Annotated in this window: 22 protein-coding genes; 1 reads left to right on the top strand and 21 read right to left on the bottom strand. The window is 36.1% G+C overall.

The features are described 5' to 3' along the window. Positions 1-286 precede the first annotated feature (286 nt). The 13 genes from IPM34_13070 to IPM34_13130 all read right to left on the bottom strand — a co-directional run bounded on the left by IPM34_13070 (position 287) and on the right by IPM34_13130 (position 14,652). On the bottom strand, positions 287-3,313 hold the full coding sequence (locus tag IPM34_13070; GenBank protein MBK8956468.1) for a CHAT domain-containing protein: 3,027 nt from the start codon (positions 3,311-3,313) through the stop codon (positions 287-289). 122 nt (positions 3,314-3,435) lie between these two features. Further along, positions 3,436-4,026: a hypothetical protein gene (locus IPM34_13075; protein ID MBK8956469.1), complete on the bottom strand. Its 591-nt coding sequence runs from the start codon at positions 4,024-4,026 to the stop codon at positions 3,436-3,438. Positions 4,027-4,229: 203 nt separating this feature from the next. Beyond that, complete coding sequence (locus IPM34_13080) at positions 4,230-5,276, bottom strand: IS5 family transposase (protein ID MBK8956470.1); 1,047 nt, start codon at positions 5,274-5,276, stop codon at positions 4,230-4,232. A gap of 173 nt (positions 5,277-5,449) precedes the next feature. After that, entirely contained in the window at positions 5,450-6,499 is a 1,050-nt protein-coding gene (locus IPM34_13085) for a hypothetical protein (GenBank protein MBK8956471.1), read from the bottom strand. Between the two features lie 227 nt (positions 6,500-6,726). Further along, positions 6,727-7,008, bottom strand: a complete 282-nt coding sequence (locus IPM34_13090) for a hypothetical protein (GenBank protein ID MBK8956472.1) — start codon at positions 7,006-7,008, stop codon at positions 6,727-6,729. A 172-nt stretch (positions 7,009-7,180) separates the two neighbouring features. Continuing rightward, the gene (locus IPM34_13095) at positions 7,181-7,432 is read right to left on the bottom strand and encodes a transposase (GenBank protein MBK8956473.1); all 252 of its coding nucleotides are present in this window, start codon (positions 7,430-7,432) and stop codon (positions 7,181-7,183) included. After that, on the bottom strand, positions 7,332-8,225 hold the full coding sequence (locus IPM34_13100) for an IS5 family transposase (protein ID MBK8956474.1): 894 nt from the start codon (positions 8,223-8,225) through the stop codon (positions 7,332-7,334). Before IPM34_13100 ends, IPM34_13095 begins: the two co-directional genes overlap by 101 nt. A 77-nt stretch (positions 8,226-8,302) precedes the next feature. Next, positions 8,303-8,947 (bottom strand): hypothetical protein, encoded by a 645-nt coding sequence (locus tag IPM34_13105; GenBank protein MBK8956475.1) that lies wholly within the window; start codon positions 8,945-8,947, stop codon positions 8,303-8,305. A 9-nt stretch (positions 8,948-8,956) separates the two neighbouring features. Then, positions 8,957-9,637, bottom strand: coding sequence for a hypothetical protein (locus tag IPM34_13110; GenBank protein MBK8956476.1), 681 nt, complete (start codon positions 9,635-9,637; stop codon positions 8,957-8,959). Continuing rightward, positions 9,603-10,262: a hypothetical protein gene (locus IPM34_13115; GenBank protein ID MBK8956477.1), complete on the bottom strand. Its 660-nt coding sequence runs from the start codon at positions 10,260-10,262 to the stop codon at positions 9,603-9,605. Before IPM34_13115 ends, IPM34_13110 begins: the two co-directional genes overlap by 35 nt. Before the next feature lie 84 nt (positions 10,263-10,346). Then, positions 10,347-10,784: a hypothetical protein gene (locus tag IPM34_13120; GenBank protein ID MBK8956478.1), complete on the bottom strand. Its 438-nt coding sequence runs from the start codon at positions 10,782-10,784 to the stop codon at positions 10,347-10,349. Between the two features lie 82 nt (positions 10,785-10,866). Next, entirely contained in the window at positions 10,867-11,511 is a 645-nt protein-coding gene (locus tag IPM34_13125; protein MBK8956479.1) for a response regulator transcription factor, read from the bottom strand. A 66-nt stretch (positions 11,512-11,577) separates the two neighbouring features. Further along, a complete protein-coding gene (locus IPM34_13130; protein ID MBK8956480.1) occupies positions 11,578-14,652 on the bottom strand; it encodes a hypothetical protein in 3,075 nt (1,024 codons plus the stop codon). A gap of 121 nt (positions 14,653-14,773) precedes the next feature. On the opposite strand from IPM34_13130, the gene IPM34_13135 reads away from it, so the two are divergent. Next, positions 14,774-15,166 carry a hypothetical protein gene (locus tag IPM34_13135; protein ID MBK8956481.1) on the top strand — a complete coding sequence of 131 codons (393 nt, stop codon included), beginning with the start codon at positions 14,774-14,776 and terminating at the stop codon, positions 15,164-15,166. Positions 15,167-15,239: 73 nt separating this feature from the next. Here IPM34_13135 and IPM34_13140 read toward each other — a convergent pair whose 3' ends face one another. The 8 genes from IPM34_13140 to IPM34_13175 form a co-directional block, all read right to left on the bottom strand. Then, positions 15,240-15,680 carry a tetratricopeptide repeat protein gene (locus tag IPM34_13140; protein MBK8956482.1) on the bottom strand — a complete coding sequence of 147 codons (441 nt, stop codon included), beginning with the start codon at positions 15,678-15,680 and terminating at the stop codon, positions 15,240-15,242. Positions 15,681-15,963: 283 nt separating this feature from the next. After that, complete coding sequence (locus tag IPM34_13145) at positions 15,964-17,580, bottom strand: hypothetical protein (GenBank protein ID MBK8956483.1); 1,617 nt, start codon at positions 17,578-17,580, stop codon at positions 15,964-15,966. Beyond that, on the bottom strand, positions 17,567-17,968 hold the full coding sequence (locus IPM34_13150) for a hypothetical protein (protein MBK8956484.1): 402 nt from the start codon (positions 17,966-17,968) through the stop codon (positions 17,567-17,569). Before IPM34_13150 ends, IPM34_13145 begins: the two co-directional genes overlap by 14 nt. Positions 17,969-18,015: 47 nt before the next feature. After that, a complete protein-coding gene (locus IPM34_13155) occupies positions 18,016-18,429 on the bottom strand; it encodes a caspase family protein (protein MBK8956485.1) in 414 nt (137 codons plus the stop codon). Between the two features lie 34 nt (positions 18,430-18,463). After that, positions 18,464-19,558 (bottom strand): tandem-95 repeat protein, encoded by a 1,095-nt coding sequence (locus tag IPM34_13160; GenBank protein MBK8956486.1) that lies wholly within the window; start codon positions 19,556-19,558, stop codon positions 18,464-18,466. Continuing rightward, positions 19,536-20,705 (bottom strand): tandem-95 repeat protein, encoded by a 1,170-nt coding sequence (locus IPM34_13165; GenBank protein ID MBK8956487.1) that lies wholly within the window; start codon positions 20,703-20,705, stop codon positions 19,536-19,538. Before IPM34_13165 ends, IPM34_13160 begins: the two co-directional genes overlap by 23 nt. Before the next feature lie 66 nt (positions 20,706-20,771). Continuing rightward, positions 20,772-21,731: a hypothetical protein gene (locus tag IPM34_13170; GenBank protein MBK8956488.1), complete on the bottom strand. Its 960-nt coding sequence runs from the start codon at positions 21,729-21,731 to the stop codon at positions 20,772-20,774. Further along, positions 21,695-22,585 (bottom strand): M4 family metallopeptidase, encoded by an 891-nt coding sequence (locus IPM34_13175; GenBank protein MBK8956489.1) that lies wholly within the window; start codon positions 22,583-22,585, stop codon positions 21,695-21,697. The genes IPM34_13170 and IPM34_13175 overlap by 37 nt, the downstream gene beginning before the upstream one ends. Between the last annotated feature and the right edge of the window lie 3 nt (positions 22,586-22,588).

Consider the following 22,588-nt stretch of genomic DNA (forward strand, 5'->3'; position numbering starts at 1 on the left):
TGTAAATATACTTTGCATCTCAAGACTCTCTGGAACTTGAAAATAAAAGATAAACGAAATTTAAAAGTTTAAGATTTATTCAAATATTTGAATAAAATTAATCATAAGTTTTAATTTTTCACAAAAACGGAGTTTATTCAATTCATACAAAACCGGCCCGAATCCAGCATGAGAGTGGGTGTGGGTGTGAGTGTGCGGATTTAACAGTAGTTTTTTGCATTGTTTAGACATACCAAATTTTCCACAGCGAGCTCCGCCGAGCTTGATTTTGAGGCTTACGTAAAGTCTATTCTATCAAAACAAACCCAGCCCACTGATATGGATCAAATCCTAAGTCCCGCAATTCCTTTTGTGCCGCATGAAATGCATCCGGTATCGACATCTTCTTTTCGCCGGTTGGCGAACCTTCGGCTTCCAGCCATTTCTTGTAAAATGTGATCATCAGCATCGAAGTTTGTTTGTCGGGGACCTGCCACAGACTCATAATAATGTATTTGGCTCCGGCGATTTTAAAAGCACGCTGCAAACCGTACACGCCTTCGTTGCCCTGGATGTCTCCCAGTCCGGTTTCGCAGGCAGAGAGCACAACAAGTTCGGTATTTGATAAATTCATCTGACTGATCTCATAGGCAGTTAACACTCCATCTTCACCTTCACCTAACGGTCGTTTGCCTTGCCATCCAGCATTACCTCCGGATAAAATCAAGCCTGAACGCAACATTGGATGCTCGCTCATTTTAAATATGGGCTCATTATTGCCAACTTCCTTTTGGGCATCCGGAAAGAAATATCCATGTGTCGCTATATGAAGAAAATTAGGTGATGGACTTTGAATTCCCAAAGTTTTGAAATAAGCCTCCGTAGCTTCATTTTTGGTTTTTAATTGTGCTTGCATTCCTACACCTAAAAAAATCTGATGTATGGCTTTTACTTCTTTTTCAGTTCCCGGCAAGGAATTCCAGCTTCCCCCTCTCAGAGTGGAATCTATATTGGCAAATCGATTGGATGTATTGCTATGACTTACAATCAAGTTTTTTGAACTAAACTGCAAAGAATCCAGATCAAATATTAATCCACCCAACAACAAGGCCGTTTGTCCTGTTCGGTTTTTTAACTCAGGGATAACCAATTGACGGGTACTGTTCATACTCCTTAATTGATAGCGGTCAGCCAGCATTTCATTTTCATTGATAGAGATCGCTCCCATTTGAATGCGATGTAAAAGTCCAGTAACAGAAAAATAAATTGTCTTTTCCCCTTCCAATTCTTTTTCAAGGGGTTTCCAGATGAGTTCGTACAAAGACCGACCGCGTTCTTGATTGGTATGCGCACCGCGATTGGCAAGAGTATAAATTTGATTCACGTAATCAGCTTTACGACTAGCTTTACTTTGAAACAGGCTGTCCAGTGAACTTTCTTCAAACAATGGAACAAAAATCGGTTGATTTTCTGTTTTGTTTTTTGCCTTTAAAACAATAGCCGCATACATGATTTTATCGGTTAAATTACCTCTTTCATAATACGGATACTTCACAAATTCTATCGATACCTCGCCCGGCGCCAAGGCCTCTTGAACTGCCTGCCATCCGGTCTGCTGGATGGCCAGATCATATTCCTTCAAATGTCTTGAAATAGCTTTTTCCAATTCATTGGATTGTGCTTCCAAAACATCTACATTTGTTCTGGCAAGAATAGGTTTGGCATATTCAGCTGAAAGCTGGCGACCTATTACTTTGAGTTTATTCAATATTTCACTTATCGTAGAATCCGATTGCGCTAATCGGCTTATATGTAATTTTGCGTTTAATAAAAATCCCTTAAAAAACAACAAACGGTCATAAGCCAAACCTGAAACTGTTGATTGTCTGCCAGTTTTTTCACAATGTTGCTGTAAAAACGATAGCATTTGTGCCTGATGATTCCCATTTTTTATAAGAAATTTATTGAGTTCGCTTTCAGATAGATGGTGCATTGCTTTGATCGCCATTACTTTATCTAGCTCAAGCAACATGTCTGAGTAATCTACTGCTTTAGAATACTTATTCCAATTCCAATACAGGTGAACCAGACTTTTTATACAAGATCCCATTTCCGGATGCTGCTTCCCAAATACTGCTTCAAAAATTCTTTTAACTTCGATTAAATAAGCCTCTGCTTTTTCATATTTTCCTCTTTTAATACTAACCAAAGCAAGATTTTTTAACCCTGTTGCAAAATCCGGATGTTCTATACCCAGAATTTTTTCTCTGATTTTATTGCATTCTAAAAAGAGATTTTCTGCCTCATCCAATTCATTTAGTTGAAGGTGAAAATTTGCAAGACTACTCAAACTGGATGCATAATCCAAATGTTTCTTTCCTAACACTTTTTCCCTTAATATTTTCGATTCCAGGAAAAAAGCTTTCGCTTGCTTGAAATCTCTTTTATCCTGATACAAAAGGGCTAGATTATTAAGACAGCTGGCATAATCCGGATGATGCTTTCCAAGCATTTTCTCCCGAATGGATTTGACTTCAATATATAATTCCTCAGCCCTTTCATAATTGGTCATCTCCCAATAAATGGCCGCCAGATTATTTAGGCTTACATTCAACTCAGCCTGCTCTTTAGAAGACCATTTTCTCAATATTGAAATCGCCTCCTGGTAAAAGGCCTCGGCTTTATCGTAATTGCCCATTACCATGTGTAAATTTGCAAGGTTGTTTAATACACTTGCAAAAGCAGTGCTTTGTGCTCCTGATGTTTGTTTTCTTATTTCCTTGGATTCCAAATATAACTTTTCGGCTTTTTCAAATTGCGCCATTTTGACATACAGGTTTGCCAAATTATTGAGACTTCCACTATAATCAGGATGCCAGGAGCCAAGAACACTTTCGCGAATACTTTTCGCTCGTAAGTAGTACTCCTCCGCTAAATCGAATCTGCCCAGTTCAAGATATATAGCGCCCAAATTATTCAAACTCCATGCATAATCCGGATGGTTTTCTCCCAGCAAACTACCCCGGATATTTTTCGATAAAATATAGCAGGACTCTGCCTCAATGTAATTTCCTTTAAATCGATTTATCCGTCCTTTTTGAAAATATACATTTCCATAAGCGATGGAATGTTTTCCTAAGTATTTTTCAGCATAATCCTCTGCCCTTTTACAATCCTGCAAGGCCTGGTCATACTCCATATGGGAAACATGATCCCTGGTTTTTATTAACAAACTATCTATTCTCTGGACAATGCTTAATGTATCGATAGTCTGACACGCTAATCCGGAACAGAAACAAAATATAATAACCACAAGTGCTTTTGAAATATTCATACTCAATTCTCTTCAACATGTTGAAACCCCTTTCATTTCAGGTTAAATGGAGTTTACATGATCTCCAAATATAATCAAGTAGCCAAAAAACATATTTTCATTTAAAGGCAGCTTTACTCTGATTACTCATCACCGATATATCCTAAAGTAACGCAGGGAGCAATGTTGTTACTGTTTGAGTTATCCGGAAAATCAGGACATCCTGTGATACCACAAGGCATTTCATTAAAGGAAATTATTTGGATATTTCCAACAATTCTCGGGAATATGATCGCTGAAAAATCTGCATTTCTAACTTTATAAAATGCATCCGCAACAATACTTATCCCATAATCTCTTCCAGGGAATATACGCTGATCGTTCACTGGTATATAATACTCCTGATGCTTCGATTTGGATTCAATGTCCAATTCTGTAATTAAACTCTTTGAATACAGATTATAAAACTTCACCCGGAAATGACCAACACGAGGCAATTTAATTCCAATTTTGCTGATGACTCCCGGTTTCAATGGAGTAAATCTGAAGCCATATTCCCATACATTAGTAGCCATTTCGATGGTATCGATTTTTGTCCCTTCCAGTTCCAGCAAACTTAATATCGGATTTTCTTCCACGCTGTGGTAATCCTTTTGGTCACAAGCCCAACTACTGATCAATATAACCAGAAGAAGGATTGATGTGTTTATTTTAATATCACTGCTATATTCCATTAAACGAAATATTAGTTTCTATCATGTTTTATTATTAAGGGGACTTCTATTTATTAAAAAAGTTCGTTTCATTTGTTCAAATGATATTCATTTAAACTTCAAAGGCTACAATGGAGCTTTTGCAAGCAAGGTTTTTCAACAATTTCGATTCGGTTTTCAACAATTTCGTGAATTTATTTGTGATTTTTCAGTTCCAGGGCACACTATGCCCATGCTACTTTTCTTTTTAGTTGGATAATCCGGAATAAATTATATGTTATGTTTGTCAGTCCAATTTGAAAAGAAGATCTTACTTTACCTATGCATCGTAATTTCATTTTTCCAAACATCGTGGTGATACAACCAAATACATGTTCAACTCGTGCACGTGTTCTTGATAAGTTCGTATTTCTGTCTTGCTCCCTGTCGTTTAATGGACGGTTTCTTCTTCCTTTCTGATTTATACAAGGTATCATCCCTTTCTTCCGGATTCGTTCTCGGAAATCCCAGCTTGCCGAATCTCCATATAAGCGTTTTCCTTTATCCCGTTTTTCTATCAATACATCCGTCATTTCACCATCATAAACATTCGCAGGGGTTATTTCATAGTTGGTAATCAGTTTGGTGTTTTTATCGATCTTCACATGATCTTTATAGCCGTAGGCTTTGCGATTATGGTGCTTTACCCAGCGGGCATCGGAATCTTTTTGTCTTCCAATATTTGGGTTGTCCTCCCATTCTTGTGGTATTTGCCCATTCTTTATTAAGTCATTATCCTCTTTACTATTGCGGTTAATTTCGCTTTCTACAATATGAGCATCTACAATACTACCCTTATTTATTATTACCCTATTCTGGTGTAATAGTTGATCCAGTTTTTTGAATAACCTTTTATCCGCCTTCTTTAAACTCAATTCATTCTTGAACGACCAGATTGTTCTTGCGTCAGGAATCTGATCCGTTCCTCGTATTCCTAAAAATAATTTAAAACTTGTCCTGTCTGCTATTTGGAATTCCATTGATTCATCACTTAAATCATATATTCTTTGAACAATTAATAACTTGAACATCATCACTACATCATAAGATGGCCTGCCGGGACCTTCTCCCGTTCTTTTAACAATTTTTTCCAGCTCCTTTCGAAAATATTCAAATCTGATGTAATCGTTAAGCTTAGCTAATGGATCTTTATCAAAAGAACGAAGTTTTTCAACAAGCGCATCCCACTCAAATAGCTCAAGTTGTTGCTTTGGTGTAATGATTTTGGCCATATAGAATTTTTCCCAAAAGATAGGTATTTTTATGAATATTTAGAAGTCCCCTTAACATCTTGTTGCAACTAAGCAACGAAATCTTATTCACTCAAGACAGTACTATAAACTTCAAAATATTTCAGGTATAATAATCAACAGATGCAAATCAAAAGCTGTAAAATATAACAGGATCATCGCATGATACAAGAAACGCTTACCACTGGAATGATATTCTCCAATTTTCTATCCTCATTGAAAGAAGCCCGCATGGCATAATTAAGTATGACATTCCTGCTAAAACGCCAATCCCCCCCAAAAGAAATGAAACTGCTATTACGTAGAACATGACGAGTAAAATTTACAGGTGCAAAGACTTCAGTGAAAAAATTATATCTTGAATTGCCGTAGCGAAAGTTTATTCCGCAATCAAATTGGTATACACTTTCATTTATTAAAATATTTCGCTCACTTGTTAGCCTTGCTATCCCGCTCATAAGTATATTCTTTCCGAATCCTTTACTTCCATTTAACCAAATTCCCCAAGTTGTCCGAACTTTACTTAAATTTTTGAATTTGAGTAAACTGCTATCTCTACTATCATAATCAAATGCTTGCCCAAAAGCTAAATCAATATAGCTGCTGTTCCATTTCTCAGCCTTATACAAATCGACAATCTTCTTCATGCGCTCGATATAGGAATGATCCAAATTGTTGAGTTCAATGTCCAAAGCTTTAATGTCATCTTTTAACTGATATTTTTCCTCTAAATCTTTAGTTTCAGCCATTTTCTTTTTTTGCTGCTTGATTTGATCTTTCAATTTGCTTTTGTCATCATCGTACTCTTTAATGACATTTTTGAAAATATTCTTATCTTCGAGAGGCTCGAATTGCCTGTATAAATTAATTTTAACAGCGTATGCAAAACTGCGTATGCGCCAATTATTTTCCAGATTTACAACAGAGTCTTTTCCTTCCGAATCCATGAAATGAATGGTTTTGGTTTCCAGCTCATTATTTCCGTCAACTGTTCCGAAGGAGAGGTCCAATCCGGACAAAAGTTTCAAAAAGTCAGAACGTTTGTAATAATTCTTTAATTTTCTTGGTGTATTAAAATATATTTCATTGAAAGGTTGGGTTTGGATTGCTAAATTTGGAGTAAGGCCATAACTTTTAAAAGACCAATCCACTTTAAAATTACGAAGATTAGAAGGCTTAGGTACCAAGCTGGGATTGACACCCAATAAATCGAAAGCAGGGGAGACCGGTATGGAAAATTCAGGAGCATAACTGATGTAATTTGCCGTTTGTTCCTCCATCTGACTTTCTGCCTGCGACTGTCCAGTGTTAACTGAAAGGAAGATTGCGAATGCCTGCAACAGTATGACAGGCATTCGCTTCTTATTTTTGAAAGGAATTTTGATTACATCCACCGATAAACTATAAATAGATTTAGTAAACGAATACATAATCAGCTTTTCTTTTGAGTTCCACCCGGCAAAATGGTTTTAATATCCTTTGATTTATTCTTTGGCGGAGCTACAGGCATCGGTACACAATGGTCTTTAAAATCACATGCATAGCGTTTGCAACCAATTGTAAGTTGTTGATTCGTGCATTTGATGCAAATCATGGTATCCAGGTTTAAGGTGTCGCATGATTTGGTGTAGAGTTTTTGTTTGTTTATAGATTGGTTAAAACCGCTTGTAAGAAATGTAATTTGGATAAAAAAAGTAAAGAATAATTGTTTCATTAAATTTAGGGGACTTCTATTTATTAAAAAAGTTCGTTTCATTTGTTCAAATGATATTCATTTAAACTTCAAAGGCTACAATGGAGCTTTTGCAAGCAAGGTTTTTCAACAATTTCGATCCGGTTTTCAACAATTTCGTGAATTTATTTGTGATTTTTCAGTTCCGGGCACACTATGCCCATGCTACTTTTCTTTTTAGTTGGATAATCCGGAATAAATTATATGTTATGTTTGTCAGTCCAATTTGAAAAGAAGATCTTACTTTACCTATGCATCGTAATTTCATTTTTCCAAACATCGTGGTGATACAACCAAATACATGTTCAACTCGTGCACGTGTTCTTGATAAGTTCGTATTTCTGTCTTGCTCCCTGTCGTTTAATGGACGGTTTCTTCTTCCTTTCTGATTTATACAAGGTATCATCCCTTTCTTGGATTCGTTCTCGGAAATCCCAGCTTGCCGAATCTCCATATAAGCGTTTTCCTTTATCCCGTTTTTCTATCAATACATCCGTCATTTCACCATCATAAACATTCGCAGGGGTTATTTCATAGTTGGTAATCAGTTTGGTGTTTTTATCGATCTTCACATGATCTTTATAGCCGTAGGCTTTGCGATTATGGTGCTTTACCCAGCGGGCATCGGAATCTTTTTGTCTTCCAATATTTGGGTTGTCCTCCCATTCTTGTGGTATTTGCCCATTCTTTATTAAGTCATTATCCTCTTTACTATTGCGGTTAATTTCGCTTTCTACAATATGAGCATCTACAATACTACCCTTATTTATTATTACCCTATTCTGGTGTAATAGTTGATCCAGTTTTTTGAATAACCTTTTATCCGCCTTCTTTAAACTCAATTCATTCTTGAACGACCAGATTGTTCTTGCGTCAGGAATCTGATCCGTTCCTCGTATTCCTAAAAATAATTTAAAACTTGTCCAGTCTGCTATTTGGAATTCCATTGATTCATCACTTAAATCATATATTCTTTGAACAATTAATAACTTGAACATCATCACTACATCATAAGATGGCCTGCCGGGACCTTCTCCCGTTCTTTTAACAATTTTTTCCAGCTCCTTTCGAAAATATTCAAATCTGATGTAATCGTTAAGCTTAGCTAATGGATCTTTATCAAAAGAACGAAGTTTTTCAACAAGAGCATCCCACTCAAATAGCTCAAGTTGTTGCTTTGGTGTAATGATTTTGGCCATATAGAATTTTTCCCAAAAGATAGGTATTTTTATGAATATTTAGAAGTCCCCTTTATGATAATTATTATTTTTGAAATCTAATTTAAAATTGTAGAAACTGTAAATCCTGACATCGGCGGAATTTTTGCTGTTGTTTTAATAATTCCTCTGCATTGCAACCAGCATCTGTCCCATTTTTCTTGTTTTCGTAAACAGTCATCGCTTTTGAGATCCCCACTTCTACAAAAAGGTAATTTTGCACACTTTTCGCATGGATCTGGTTTCTTTGGATTTGGGTTAGGTTTTGGCTTAGGTCCAGTAATTCTTGCTAAAATGAACACATCATTTGAACTATGAACTGGAAAAAAGGATAGTTCAGATTCACTTGACATTGCAATGTATGTTCTGTATTGACCGGATTGTAAATAATTTAATTCAATATTTTCATGAATTTCAGATTTTAACCCGCTTATTTTATTAAAATTGTGTGCGTTCGCTATGCATGAATTAATTTGAGAATTGCTAATTGGTAAGAATTGATAATTGTTATTTGACCCTAAATAATAATTTGCACAATTTTTAATCAATTTCTTATCTTGACAAAATGTAAAAATTGAAAACTCTTTTATTATATTATCAGTTTTTTTTAAATATTGATTTTTCCCTTCAACAGTGATAGGGCTTTGACTGAATAATAGTTTTGCAAATGCAAAAAGTATAAAAGTTAGATAATATTGTTTCATATTCTTAGTTTATATTTTAATTGAAATTGGTTTTACAAGAATTCCCTTAAGTTCAATTTGAATTTTTTTAACATATTTATCACATATGGCAGCACAACCTATATAGCTAATATTGCAACCATCCCAGCATTCATTACCAATTTGGGATGCCTTAATACAGTCATCCCAACACATTATTTTAGTTTCATAGCAGTCCCCTCTGCATGCAATGTTTTCTGGCGAAGATGATCTTCCAATAGACTTAATTGGGGCGGTGTATTCTATTATATTTAAATTTTTTCCATGACCAATGAAATATGCAACCGAATTATTTCTATACAGCACAGGAGTGATTGAAGTTTTTCCAATTTTTTCGGTAGAAATATTTTTTATTTGCCCTACACCTTTTGTTTTTATGATTGAGTTTATATCGGTTTGTGTTATTATTGTAGATGTATATTCATTTTCACTACTGTTAAAATAATTTTGACAATTTTTGGACAATTTTAAGTCACTGCAAACTGTAAAGTGTTTTAATTGTGTATTAACATTTGTGGTGCTTTTTACATATAGTTTTTTATTATTAATTATTATGGACTTTTGAGTAATCCCTAATTGTATAGTTAATAAAGAAGTAATTAAAGTACATAGAATATATTTCATTTGATTTAATGATTTATTGATTAAGTAATTGTAATTTATTTTGTCCATTGCCATTAATTGAAATATTAATAATTGCTTTGGGAACCCTTTTGTAACATATATTTCTACCACAAGCCATATAACTGTCTTTGCATTCTTGTTCACAAGTTTTATTTCCATTGCATTTGTCTTTACAGAGTAGCGCAACATCTACGCAATCTTTAATACATTTTTTTCTTTCTTCAGAAAGTTCATTTGCGCTTTTAGCCATAACTTTATTCCTGGGGTCAACAGGTTTACTGGTATAACTTTCGATTTTGAGAATATTGTTTGACATTGAAAAATAACTTATTTCATTACCATTTTGGATATAATAATCAGTCTCTAATCCCATTTTTTCCTTTTGTATGCCTTTTATGCTATTAAGATTTTTTACTTGTAGAAGGGATTTTAATGAGTTGTTCCCCAAATTGAATTGAGCGCATTGACCTCCGTCGTCGCATGTATAGGTTTTGCAATTCTTTTTAAATAATTTGTCTTCGCACAATGAGAATGATGTGATTCCAGATGTTACTCGTTCTTTCGATTTAACATACAACCCATTTTTTATTTCAATTTCTTTCTTTTGTGCAAAAGTTCCTAGAAATATTATAAATACTAAGAATGTACTAATTTTAAATTTTTTATTTTTCATATAATTTATTTGTTGCAAAGGTGAATTAATTATTAATTTGATAAAATAGCTAAATAGTATGAAATTTATATACACAAAATTGACTTACTGATTAGCAAATGTTCTCATGTTAAAATTAGATTTCATGTATGCTTTTAAACAGTGTATCGCACCATAAAATCTTGTATTAGTTCCAGATTCACATACACAGCTTACAAATGGATGGATTGAATGTGTTTCAAAATATGGTTTAGTAGTGCATTCTCTAAGAATTTTACAACATCTATAATCTAACAATATATGTTTTCTTACTAACTGCCCGTTTTCTCGCTTTAATCCAATATAAGATTTGTATTTAGTACTATTAGGATACAAGAATTCATAATCTGGCAATAAAACAAATGAGCTGGAGATTGAATCGTATTTATAAAATTTGGCAATTACATTTTCTGGTTCAGGGTTAATTGGTTTATCTTCTGATATAATCGTGCTTGATAAAGTAATTAGTGAAAATACGGTTAAATAAATAATAGGATTTGTCATTTAACTAAATTTTAGTCAAATGTATTTTGGTATAAGGTAGTTTAAAATCGCTATTACGTATGAAATAAGTAAAGATTGATTGCTAATATTTATTATGAAACTTGTTCAATGCCTCTGTCCGAGTATGTACATGCAGTTTTTCATAAATACTGCGTACCTGGGATCGCACAGTGTGTTCTGAAACGAATCGCTCGGCAGCGATTTCTTTATAAGCTAACCCGCGTTCAAGACGTATTAGGACTTCCCATTCCTGGGGTGTGAGTTTTTCAAAATCCGGATGTTTCTTTTCGTTGGTTTTAAACGAACTGGCAACCATGCGAGAGATTTGCCGGGACATAGGGGAGCCACCCTGGTACATGTCCCGTATTGCTTCTGCTAATTTTTCTGGAGTTGTTCCTTTTAATACATAGCCATTGGCACCTGCTGCTAATGCATCATACACTTCCCGGGAATCCTGGTGGTCGGAATAAACCAAATATTGAATGGTTTCTTTCATAGAGCTGCAATCGCGTATGCATTCAATCCCTGATTTACCTGGTAAACCAATATCCATTAAGACTATGTCCGGATTGACTGTATGAAGATTGTTTTCAAATTCTTCTGCAGAGTTAAATGATCCAATGCATTCTAAATCAGGATAAATGTTGATCAGGCTTGCTGTCAATTTACGGATGTCGGCATCGTCCTCGACAAGTGCTACTTTAATTATATCCTTAAATTGTTTCAAGCTGCAAGATTCAAAAAAATAATGAAAAGTTAAAATACCACATTCGTATGAAAGCAGCAAATTCACTTAATATCCATTCGTAAATTTTAAGGGTCCAAAAAGCTGAATACAGGTACCGGAACCCGGACTGCTGTTTAAGCATAAGCTAGCTGAAATAGACTCAGCTCGTTGCATCATACCACGAAGGCCATTGCTAGTCTTGCCTGCATGTACTGAATCAAATCCTTTGCCATCATCTTTAATTTCAAAATGGTAGGTTTTGTTAGGCAATTCTTCCAGACGAATCCAAACCTGCTTAGCCAGGGCATGTTTTATTATGTTATTCAGGATTTCCTTAAATATTAAAAGCAATTGTCTTTTGATATCAGGATGTACCAAATCATTGGACTTGCTTTTGGGAAGTGTGAAGGAAAGCTGAATCCCGGAATCTTCTAAGTACTGCCTGGCATGTTCCTGAAAATAAGCCTGCATGTCGTCAAAGTGATCAAAATCAGGATTAATCGAAAAGACCAATTCGCGCAATTGAGAGGAAGCTATTTTCGCGTCATCTGCTACATGACGCAATCTGAGTTTTAAATCGTCTTGGGATAAGTTGCTAATTCGAGATGAAACTTGTGCAGATAATGCTATTTTAGTAAGACTTGATCCCACTTCATCATGAATATCCTGGGCAATTTTATTTCGTAGAATCTCTTTGTCCCGATCTTTTTCAATTTCTGAAATCTTAAGCCGGTAGTCGTAAATAAAAATTGAGAATAATAAACTAACAAATATTAAAATTAAAATTCCGTAATACCATGGACTTTTCCAGTAGGGTCTATTGATTTTAAAATCGATCAAATTTTTATGGAAACAAATTGATCCATTTTGGCATATTTTTAATTGAACTTTATAGTTACCATAACCGATTCCGGATAGTCTTAAAATGGGTTCTTTCCCAATTGAAATCCAATTACTGTCTTTGCCAAAAAAACGGAAATAATAAGTATTTAAAAAACCATCCAATAAATTAGGTGTTGCAAATTGAATTTCTAAATTGTTTTGATCATAGCCTAGAGCTGATAATTGGTCAATGGATACATCCTGATTATTTGCTTTAATAGAACGTATAATAAGGGTGGTGTCAGGTATTGGATATTGAAATTCTTTGTGATGCACATAAATGTATCCTTTTGGATTGATTAAATAGTGGAGATTGGGATTTCCGGTAACTTTATGGGTTGTAATGCCATCTGAAGGTAAACCATAATACGAATTGAATTCATAACATTGAAAGGTCTTTGGGTCTATTCTAATTAATTTATTGATGTTTGTTGTCCATAATATCCCATTTTCGTCACAATTAATTGTGTTTATATAATTATCAGTGAGCTTAAATTTATCTTTATAGTCTGTAATTTTTAAATTATCAACATTAAATTTAAATATTCCATAGCCTTGTGTTCCAAACCAAATGGAACCATCGGGATCTAAAGCTGATGATGAAATATTTGGATTGAAATAGGATCCGGGATTTTGATTGGGGTAAATGATTTCAAATTGATTTGCATTCCGTTTCCAATGTAAAAGTCCGGGACCCAAAACAGATCCGAACCATAAATTCATATTTTTATCTTCACGAATTGTATTAAACAATCGAAACAGTTGATTCTTATCAAAGAGTTCTAATGGATAGTGAATTACAGTATTTGAATCTATATTATACTTATAGATACCTCTTCGATTGATGGTCCCAAACCAGATATTATTTTTAGAATCTTTTAATACTGAACTTGAGAATAGTTCAAATGGATAGGCACTTTTGATATCCTTGCTAAAGCTCCAGGATTTATTTAAAATTGGATTGTACCAAAAGCTTACATTTCCACAAATTAACCAGCGAGAACTGTCGATGATAAAGATTTTAGATATCTGTGTCCGTGGTTCATATGGCGAAATGGGCTTGACCAGGCTGCAGGTTTGATTTCTTTTGTCATAAATAATAACACCGGAATACAGATAGGTAGATATAATTAAACTGTCATTCTCTAAAACACTCTTGGGGTATTTTGATTCATTTGGAAAAATATCTTTGCATTCACTATATGAAAACAGTTTATTAATTGTTGTAGACTTTAATAAGCCCTTATCAGTCGCAGCGAAGTAATTTGATTTATATTTTACTAGATTTTTAATAAGGATCTCGGGGGACATCCGGTGAAATACCAGATTGTTGGTTGTCGCATTGTAGATTTGATATTCTTTTCCGGTGCCGCAGGTGATCCCGATTTCATCATCTGAAATTTTACACAAGAAAGGAGTCATTTCATAATATTGAAACGGTTTGTGTTGGATTGGTCTAAAAGTATTTGATTTTAGATTGTAATGTATGATTTGTACATTTTTGCAAAAATCTTCATACAGTATTACCGCAACCGAATCATTTATTTGTTGAAATGAAAGAAACCGGTTATATTCTTTAAAAGGTAATGGTTTTATTTCATGATAAAACTTATTCTGTGGATCTATTTCAAATAAACAGGTTTGATCGTTGTCACCCAGTTCACTCAATCGAGGACCAGTTACCCAAATTTTTCCATTTGGAAATTCCAGGATTCTGTTGGGTTGAATTGGATTGTTATATTTAATGTAATCATTAGGAAAATAGTAAGATTGAATTATCGATAGGTTTTTGTTTACATGGAAGATTCCGCCAGTGGTGACAGCCCAAATGTTCCCTTTGCTTGAAATTAATATATCCTGAGTTCTATTGGTAATATTAAATTTTTCAGGAATGCAAGGGAATATTAAATTTTGTATTTGAAATGTTCGTGTATTGATTTTTGAAATGCCTTTGTCTGTCCCGACTATTATATAACTACTGTCTAATTGATTCAAACAAAATACTTTAGATCCGAGTATTTTCCGCGGACCAATACCCGTTGGGATCGTATAAAAGGTTTGGCCATTGTAAACTTGTAATGCGGTAGAACCAATCCAAAGAAATCCATCTCGATCAATTAATATTACCGATAAATTACTAGTATTAAGACCGTGTTCTAGCCCAAGTATGTTATAATTTGAAAAAATAGACTGGCTGTGGCCAACTTTAATGAATATGGTAAATATAATTAAACCAAAAATATATTTGATAATACTCATCCAAATTTAAATGAAATTTTTTTGCGAAGATAGAAAATGGAAATTGAACTTGATGTAATTAATATTTAGTTCCTGTGTGTGAATTTAAAAAAGGAGAAAGCCACGCGAAGTGGCTTTCGATGTGAGCAAGGAGAAAGCCACACGAAGTGGCTTTCGACGCAGCGAACTGAAAAATCAAGCGAGCTCCGCCGAGCTTGATTTTGAGGCTTACGTGAAGTCTATTCTATCAAAACAAATCCTGCCCGAATCCGGCATGTGTGTGGGTGTGGGTGTGAGCAAGGAGAAAGCCACACGAAGTGGCTTTCGACGCAGCGAACTGAAAAATCAAGCGAGCTCCGCCGAGCTTGATTTTGAGGCTTACGTGAAGTCTATTCTATCAAAACAAATCCTGCCCGAATCCGGCATGTGTGTGGGTGTGGGTGTGAGCAAGGAGAAAGCCACACGAAGTGGCTTTCGACGCAGCGAACTGACCCCATCAGTACTGATGGGGCAAGCGAGCTCCCGCCGAGCTTGATTTTGAGGCTTACGTAAAGTCTATCCGATAATAACAAACCCCACCCGAATTCAGCCCCATCAGTACTGATGGATCAAGCGAGCTCCGCCGAGCTTGAATATGAGGCTATCGCTATCTGATAATCACCTTTATAATAATTACTATTTGCAATATTTGATAAATTTTTTACATACAAGGAATCTTTCAATTCCGGATATTTATCAATCAATTTCAATGTTTCTGTGGATATAGCCTCTGCCTCATCATAATTGCTTTTGGTATTACAAATAAATGCCAGGTGGGTGTTGATACAGGCTAAAAATGGTACATCCTTACCCATATGTTTAATCACCAGATTTTTTGCTCCCGTAGCCGCAACTTCTGCTTCGTTAAGTTTGCTTTCATTCAAGTATTTTACAGAAAGAGTGAATAAGCCATCAGCCTGAAACAGGATGGTAGCTGAATCCATTTCCTGGGCTCTAAGTCCAAATAAAATAATAAAATACAAAGGAACCATGTACTTTATAGGGCTCATAATAAATATTAAATTGCAATTAAAAATAAAATAATGCTCAGCGCGCATGCAGAAATAATTATATAATTGAATCAAACAATATATTTAGTGCTCTCCAATTGCATAACTGAGCTTTGATTTGATTCCAAAGATATAAGTGTTTATACATTCCAAAAATTATAATTAACATTGAAGTCTCAAAATAATCGACTACTGTAAAAATCTGATTAATTTCAGTCGTTTAAGGTCTCCAGACCGAGATCAACACGCATCAAAACTGGATAACATAAATTAATTTGACAAATTATTTATTGCCTATTTCATTTCTTATTTGCAATAAATAATTATTGAATTCTATCCAATTGCTTTTTCTTCTCAACATTTTAAATTCAATGTCTTTTTCCACAATCGCAACATCAAATCCATTGATAAAGTATTTACCAATCTTATCTCGAGATAATTCGTGATCTCCCGATAACCAATCCAGATAGGCCAAATAGATACACGAAACTTTATCCTTTGGTTTATCCCTATAGACTTTTGAGAAATAATCATATGCAGACGGAATGTTGTTTCTACAAAATTCATTTTGGGCTTTTCTCCTGAGAGATGTGTACTTGAACTTTCCTGCCTGATCCATCAATAAAGTAATGCTGTCAACCAGATTATATTTTTCCGTTAGAAGGTAATTTTTGCAAAGATCATTCCACAGACCTATGGTATCGCCGGTAATTTTAAATTCACTAATACTGAGCAGCTCCGCTTCATTGAATTTCCCCATATACATATAATTCCAATTCATGGCGATCTTCCATTGTGGGTTATTGGGTTCTAGTAAAATGGCTTTTTTCATAAATGAATCGGATCTTTCATTCTCATAGATGATCATGTTAACCATTGCCAGATTATAATAAAAAATGGGCCTGGTGTTATCTAATTCGATTGCTTTTAAGAATGCTGCTTCTGCTTCCTTTTCTTTACCTCTAAGATTGTAATAAATATTTCCAAGCGTTCCATACCAGCAGGCATACGTTTCTCCTCCCCTTTTCAAATATAGATTCATTTGTTCGGCAGCCTCAAGGTATTTTCCTTCCTCAATTAAAAGCCAGGCATTGAAATGGGAAATATGAGGATGGAGTGAATCTATTGCTGCAGCTTGCTTCATCCAGCTTTCACCCAAATTTTTCAAATCAGGATTGGTGATGAGTTCTCCTACAACACCCGTATAAGGTAAAATCCATTCGGGTGCCAGTTGATGACAGATATTCTGGTAATAATTTGCTGAATCAACCATCTGCCTGTAAACAAATATTCTTTGCATGAAATAATATACCACCGGATTTTCGGGTTCAAGCTCCCTTGCCAAACTTAAAAAATACAAAGCACTATCCAGGGAGACTGCGTTATCTTTTTCAAAAGAAAAAGCAATTCCCTGACACAACAGTTCTCTTGCTAATAGTAAACGGTACATATAATGGCTGCTACCCAGTAATTCCTTAGCTCGCTTCAAATAAGCTGCATTGGGCAGGAATGACTTGAATCCCTGGCATTCAATTATTTTCACATCCGCTTTGAGCAGATGATTCACATATTGTTGAACTTCATCCTGCAATGCAGCAGCATAATTTCTTTTTATAGTAAGGTGCAATTTTGAAATTTGAGAGTTTGCAGTCAATAATCCATAATAATATTCGGCACAGTCAGCATCCGGCTGAAAGAATTTTTTTTCTTTGATTCGCAAATTAAATTTTTGATAAAATTCCTGCGTATTTGAATCTGCCTGGCTGATTATATCTGAATCGAGGCCTCTCATATCGACTGCAGACAAATAAGGTAACTGCTGCTTATTTGCTTTAAATAAAGAATCAGCTTTTTCATAACTCGTTTTACAAATTTTTTCACTTTTGTTACCGACAATCACCTGGATTCTGGCTCAGTGGCGATGCCTCTACAGGTATCCGATCATCCAGGTAACGACCAATTTCATTAAGGGTAAGCCAATTGTCGGCATTATGGTCTGCCAGTCCGTACATAGCATTTATCAAATGATAAGAAAACACGCCTCTTCCACCTCCCCATTGTTCTCCTTCTATTGAAAATTCATTTGGCTGGCAAGATAAAATTTTAACTTCATTTGAAAATTGTCGGGCGAGGTTAGCATTTGTCGTTTGTGAACCATCTACGGCATGTCCGGCTAATTTTCCTGACCGGCAGGCATCCGCAATGATTAATACCTTTGATTTGTTTTTTGTAGATAGAGTCGTAATGACTTCTTGCAGCATGTGTACCTGAAATGCTCCGCCAGCCATATAGACTCTGGATGGGGAATCCCAACATAGTAAAAATCCGGGTTGTGTCAAACTTTTTTCTCTACATCTCCATGCCCGGAAAAATAAATAATAGCCTGGTCTCCTTCTTTACATACCTCCCATAACCAATCCAATGCATTGGCAAATTGGGCCATGGTTGCATTTTCATTGATCAATACTTTTAAATGATCATTATCCAGATTACCACCTGCATCACTCCTCAAATAATTAGCAAAAGCCTCTGCGTCTTTATCAGCAAAACGCAAATCAGGAATGCCGGGGTCCTGGTAGTCGGAGATGCCGATGACGACAGCGTAGGCCTCACCCCGGCCCCCGCCACTCTGTGGAGAGGGGGTTTTGATTTGGGCCCCTTTGGTTTGGGCTAACAAGCCAGAGCTTAAAATGGAACAATAAGAAATGATCAGATAAATTTTGCGGATGCTATTTCTCAAGCTGATCATCGCTTTTCAACTTTTCAGAATGACATTAAACAGTCTAGTGCTTTACTATTTTTCTGACCAGATGCAAATGCTCACCTTTCAATTCAACCAAATAAATTCCTGCCTGAAATGAAGATGCATCTATATTCAAATTAAATAATTCATGAGCATTCAACAATCCGGAATCGAATAATTGAATACCCATGGCATTGTAGATGGAACAACTCACCGGTCCTGAAAATCCTTTTAACGTAAGTTGAGCATTTTCATATACGGGATTGGGGCTGACCAATAGCTCTTGCAATCCTTCCGTTTGTCCTGTGCCAACAATCTGCGCAATATTTAAAGACACCCTGGCTTCAGAACAATCACCATCCACATCGCAAAGTTTATAAGTGAATTCATCTGTTCCATAATAATTTGGATCAGGAGAATAGGTATAATGGCCATCTCCATTAAAAGTTACGGTACCGTGTTGCGCAAGTCCACGATTCAATTCAAGCAACCATTCATTTCCTCCATCACCACTCATCAAGTCATTGCCACTCACGTCGCCAAAATAAATTTGCGCCTGTTGCAATGAAACTACATCGTCATAGCTCACAGGCAAATCATTTATAGGATTTATTTGGATATAAACCCTTGCTGATACACAGTCGTTATTTATATCGCACAGGGTATAAGTGAATAAATCGGCTCCATAATAGTTTTCCTTTGGAGTATACTGTATGCTTCCTTGAAGATCCATAGTAACTGTTCCATGTGCTGCACCTCCGTTCAACCCATTCAAATTCCATCGATTCCCTCCATCACCACTTGGATTGTCGTTTGTGCTTACTGCACTTAGTAATGACTCATCTTCATTAAACGTAAATACATCATCCTCACTTATTGGAAGATCATTCACCGAATGCACCTGGAGTGAAACTACCGCTTCAACACAATCATTATTCCGATCGCAAAGGATGTATACAAATTCATCAGGGCCATAATAATTGGCCTGAGGTAAATATCGGAAGTATCCCGATTCATGACTGATTACTTGACCATGGGAAGCGCCTCCATTAACGCCTTTAAGTTGAAGACGATTATTTCCATCAGCACTGAGTGAATCATTATCCAATAAATTACCAAATTTCAGAGTCTTCATTCAATTCAAATTGATCGTCGAATGCAATGGGCAAGGCCGATGAGGCCAAAATGTTTATAGTCACTGTGGCCATCGAACAATCACAAAAGTTATCGCAAAGTTTATAAACAAACTGGTCAGTTCCGCAATAATCCAGGTCGGGTTTGTAAACAAAGCTTCCATCGCTGTTCATCACCACCTTTCCATTTTGAGCCCCTCCATTCAATCCACTAAGTCTCCAAAAATTATTTCCATCTCCACTCCGCGTATCATTGGGTATCACCGTTGCCATTAAAACTTCGTTCTTCAATATGGTGAAATCATCATTAACGGCTTCAGGAGAATCATTAAATGGTTTTACCCTTACATAGGCCGTAGCCATAGAACAATCCTGATTGCCATCACACAATTCGTATTGAAACTGATCCAAACCATGAAAATCAAGACGAGGTATATATCTGAAATCTCCATTGGTGTTTAATACGACGGTACCGCCCATTGCGCCGCCATGAATACCTACAAGTCTCCAGGTATCCACGATATCTCCGCTTGGAGTGTCATTACCAGCTACAGATTCATTTAACTCGATATCTTCCAAGGTGATGAAATGATCTTCTACAGCAACCTGAAAATCGTTGACTGGTCTGATAAACAATGAAACTGTGGCCTGAGAGCAGTCCATGTTTTTATCGCATATTTCATACGTGAATTCGTCAGTACCATTGTAATTAGGATCCGGTTTGTATATAAAAGCTCCATCCGTGGTCATACTTACTCTCGCATGCCGTGCACCACCATCGGGTCCGATCAACTTATAATCATTGGTTCCATCACCACTTAAAGTATCATTGAGACTTACATTTCCCAGGTATACCATATCCTCATCGAGGCTATAATTATCGTCAGTAGCAACCGGCTTGTCATTTCCAGAAAAGATCCTGATCGTGACTACCGCAGTTGCACAATCCGAATCCTTATCGCACAGGGTATAGCTGAATTCATCATTTCCGAAATAATCGGGTTCAGCTGTGTAAATAAATTTTCCTGTGCTATCCATGGTCACCGTACCATGCATAGCCCCACCATTTTGACCAATAAGCTTCCAAAAATTACTTCCATCCCCACTGGAGGTATCGTTTAAACCTGGCATCGGCAGCCAGCTCTTCATCCTCCTGAATTGTAAAATCATCATGGGTAGCTATAGGTAGATCATTTATTGAATTTACGATGATGGTTATTTTCCAATGGCACAATCCATGTCTCTATCGCACAGTTCATAAAGAAATTCATCCATACCATGAAAGTTTGGATTGGGATTGTAATAGAATTTACCATCTTCTTCCATCCGGACTGTCCCGTTCGAAGCTCCTCCATTAATGCCTTTCAGTTTAAAAATATTAGGGATATCCAAACTAAGAGCATCGTTGGTATAGGCAAAAGCGATCAGCTCGTGATCTTCATTGACATCAAATTGATCGTTGGTAGCGACCGGCAAAGAATTGGATTTTGTTCGCTTCCCTTGAGCAAAGAACGTGCCCCACCGATACCCCTGGACCAACAAAGATGACATTCCTTGAGATTTCATTTTTGTTTGATCAAGAGAGATCACCGATGATTTAGATGGTTTGCCGGGAGAACTTGTAAAACCATCGTCAAAACTCACTTTATCATCCAATACAGAATAATTTGGAAACCCAAATCCTTTTGTTTTTTCCTGTATATATTGAAATTCACCTTTTTCAACATCACATGCAACTACTGCATTTTCCAATGGAGTATTAGGATTGATATAATCACTTATATAAAAATCCATGACCATAACCGTTTGTGAATTTTTTGAAAAGCCTGGATTTTTAAAATGATACAGCCTTTTTGCTCCAGGGCTGGCAAGCGGTGCTTTAAGAAGTTTTTCAATGGCACCGTCACCAAATTTATCCTCACTGAGGTTCCAAAATCTTAAAAATCCAATATCCCATTGATTGTACTTATATCCGCTATTATGCGTATGCTCATTATAACAATCGTACATCAGATATCTTCCACTGTGATCAAACACAATATTGCTAATTTCCGCAACTCTGGATTTTTTGACGTTTACATCAAAAACCGGATTTGTCAAAAGAAATTTGCGTTCGACATTCGCAATCAAATCCAGAATCACAACAGCATTGTTGTCTTTGACTTGTTTTTCCAAAATAGCCAAAAACCTTCCATCCTTAGATACCGCAACATTTCTATAATTGGGCTGCTCTTTTTTACGACCAAAGGGTCCCAGGCTTTGGTGGAAGGATTAAAAGTCAATTTATAAATCTTATTGTCGCTGGCTACAAAGTACATGGCTGATCCATCATCAAGTACACTGGGCCTGCTCAATAAACTCAGATCACTGATTTTTGACAAATTAATCTTCGAAGATTCACTTATATATAAACCTTCATTTTTATTTTTATTGAAATTAAATTTTGAACACAAGACATATTCTGTCCCCTGATTTGGAGTCAGATCACTTGCCTGAAAATCAAAAATACCACCACCCGGTTCCGAACTGGCAACAATTCCAACAGCTTCGAATGCTTCTGAAGCCTTTTGCCTGATTCCCGGATCAAGTGGATGCAGATCACTACAGGAATGTTCTATTGCAGCTCTCAGGTCTTTAAAGTTTGCTTGTCTGGTCATGTAAAAAGTCATGGCATGATAATAGACTTTTTCTGCAACTTGTTTTGCTGCTTCTTCGGTTCCCACCATGGGAATCAATCCCTGTACAAACTTGTAAAATGCAAAATTAGGAATTCCACTATTCAAATGAACTCCTCCGGCATCTCCGGCACCCATATATTGATTCTTCACGTGATCTGGCTGCCACAGCCAATGCGTATTGGTAAGTCCTTGTTGAGGATTGGCCATATTTCTTTGTAGGCCTGTAGGAAAATCCGGATGACCCGAAATTATAATATCCTCACCCAATCCCCAATCATCCCGATCGACCATGACTCCAAAAATATCGGCAAACGATTCATTGATGGCACCTGATTCCCCATCGTATTCCAGTCC

The organism is Saprospiraceae bacterium (assembly GCA_016716185.1).
Taxonomy (GTDB): Bacteria; Bacteroidota; Bacteroidia; order Chitinophagales; family Saprospiraceae; genus Vicinibacter.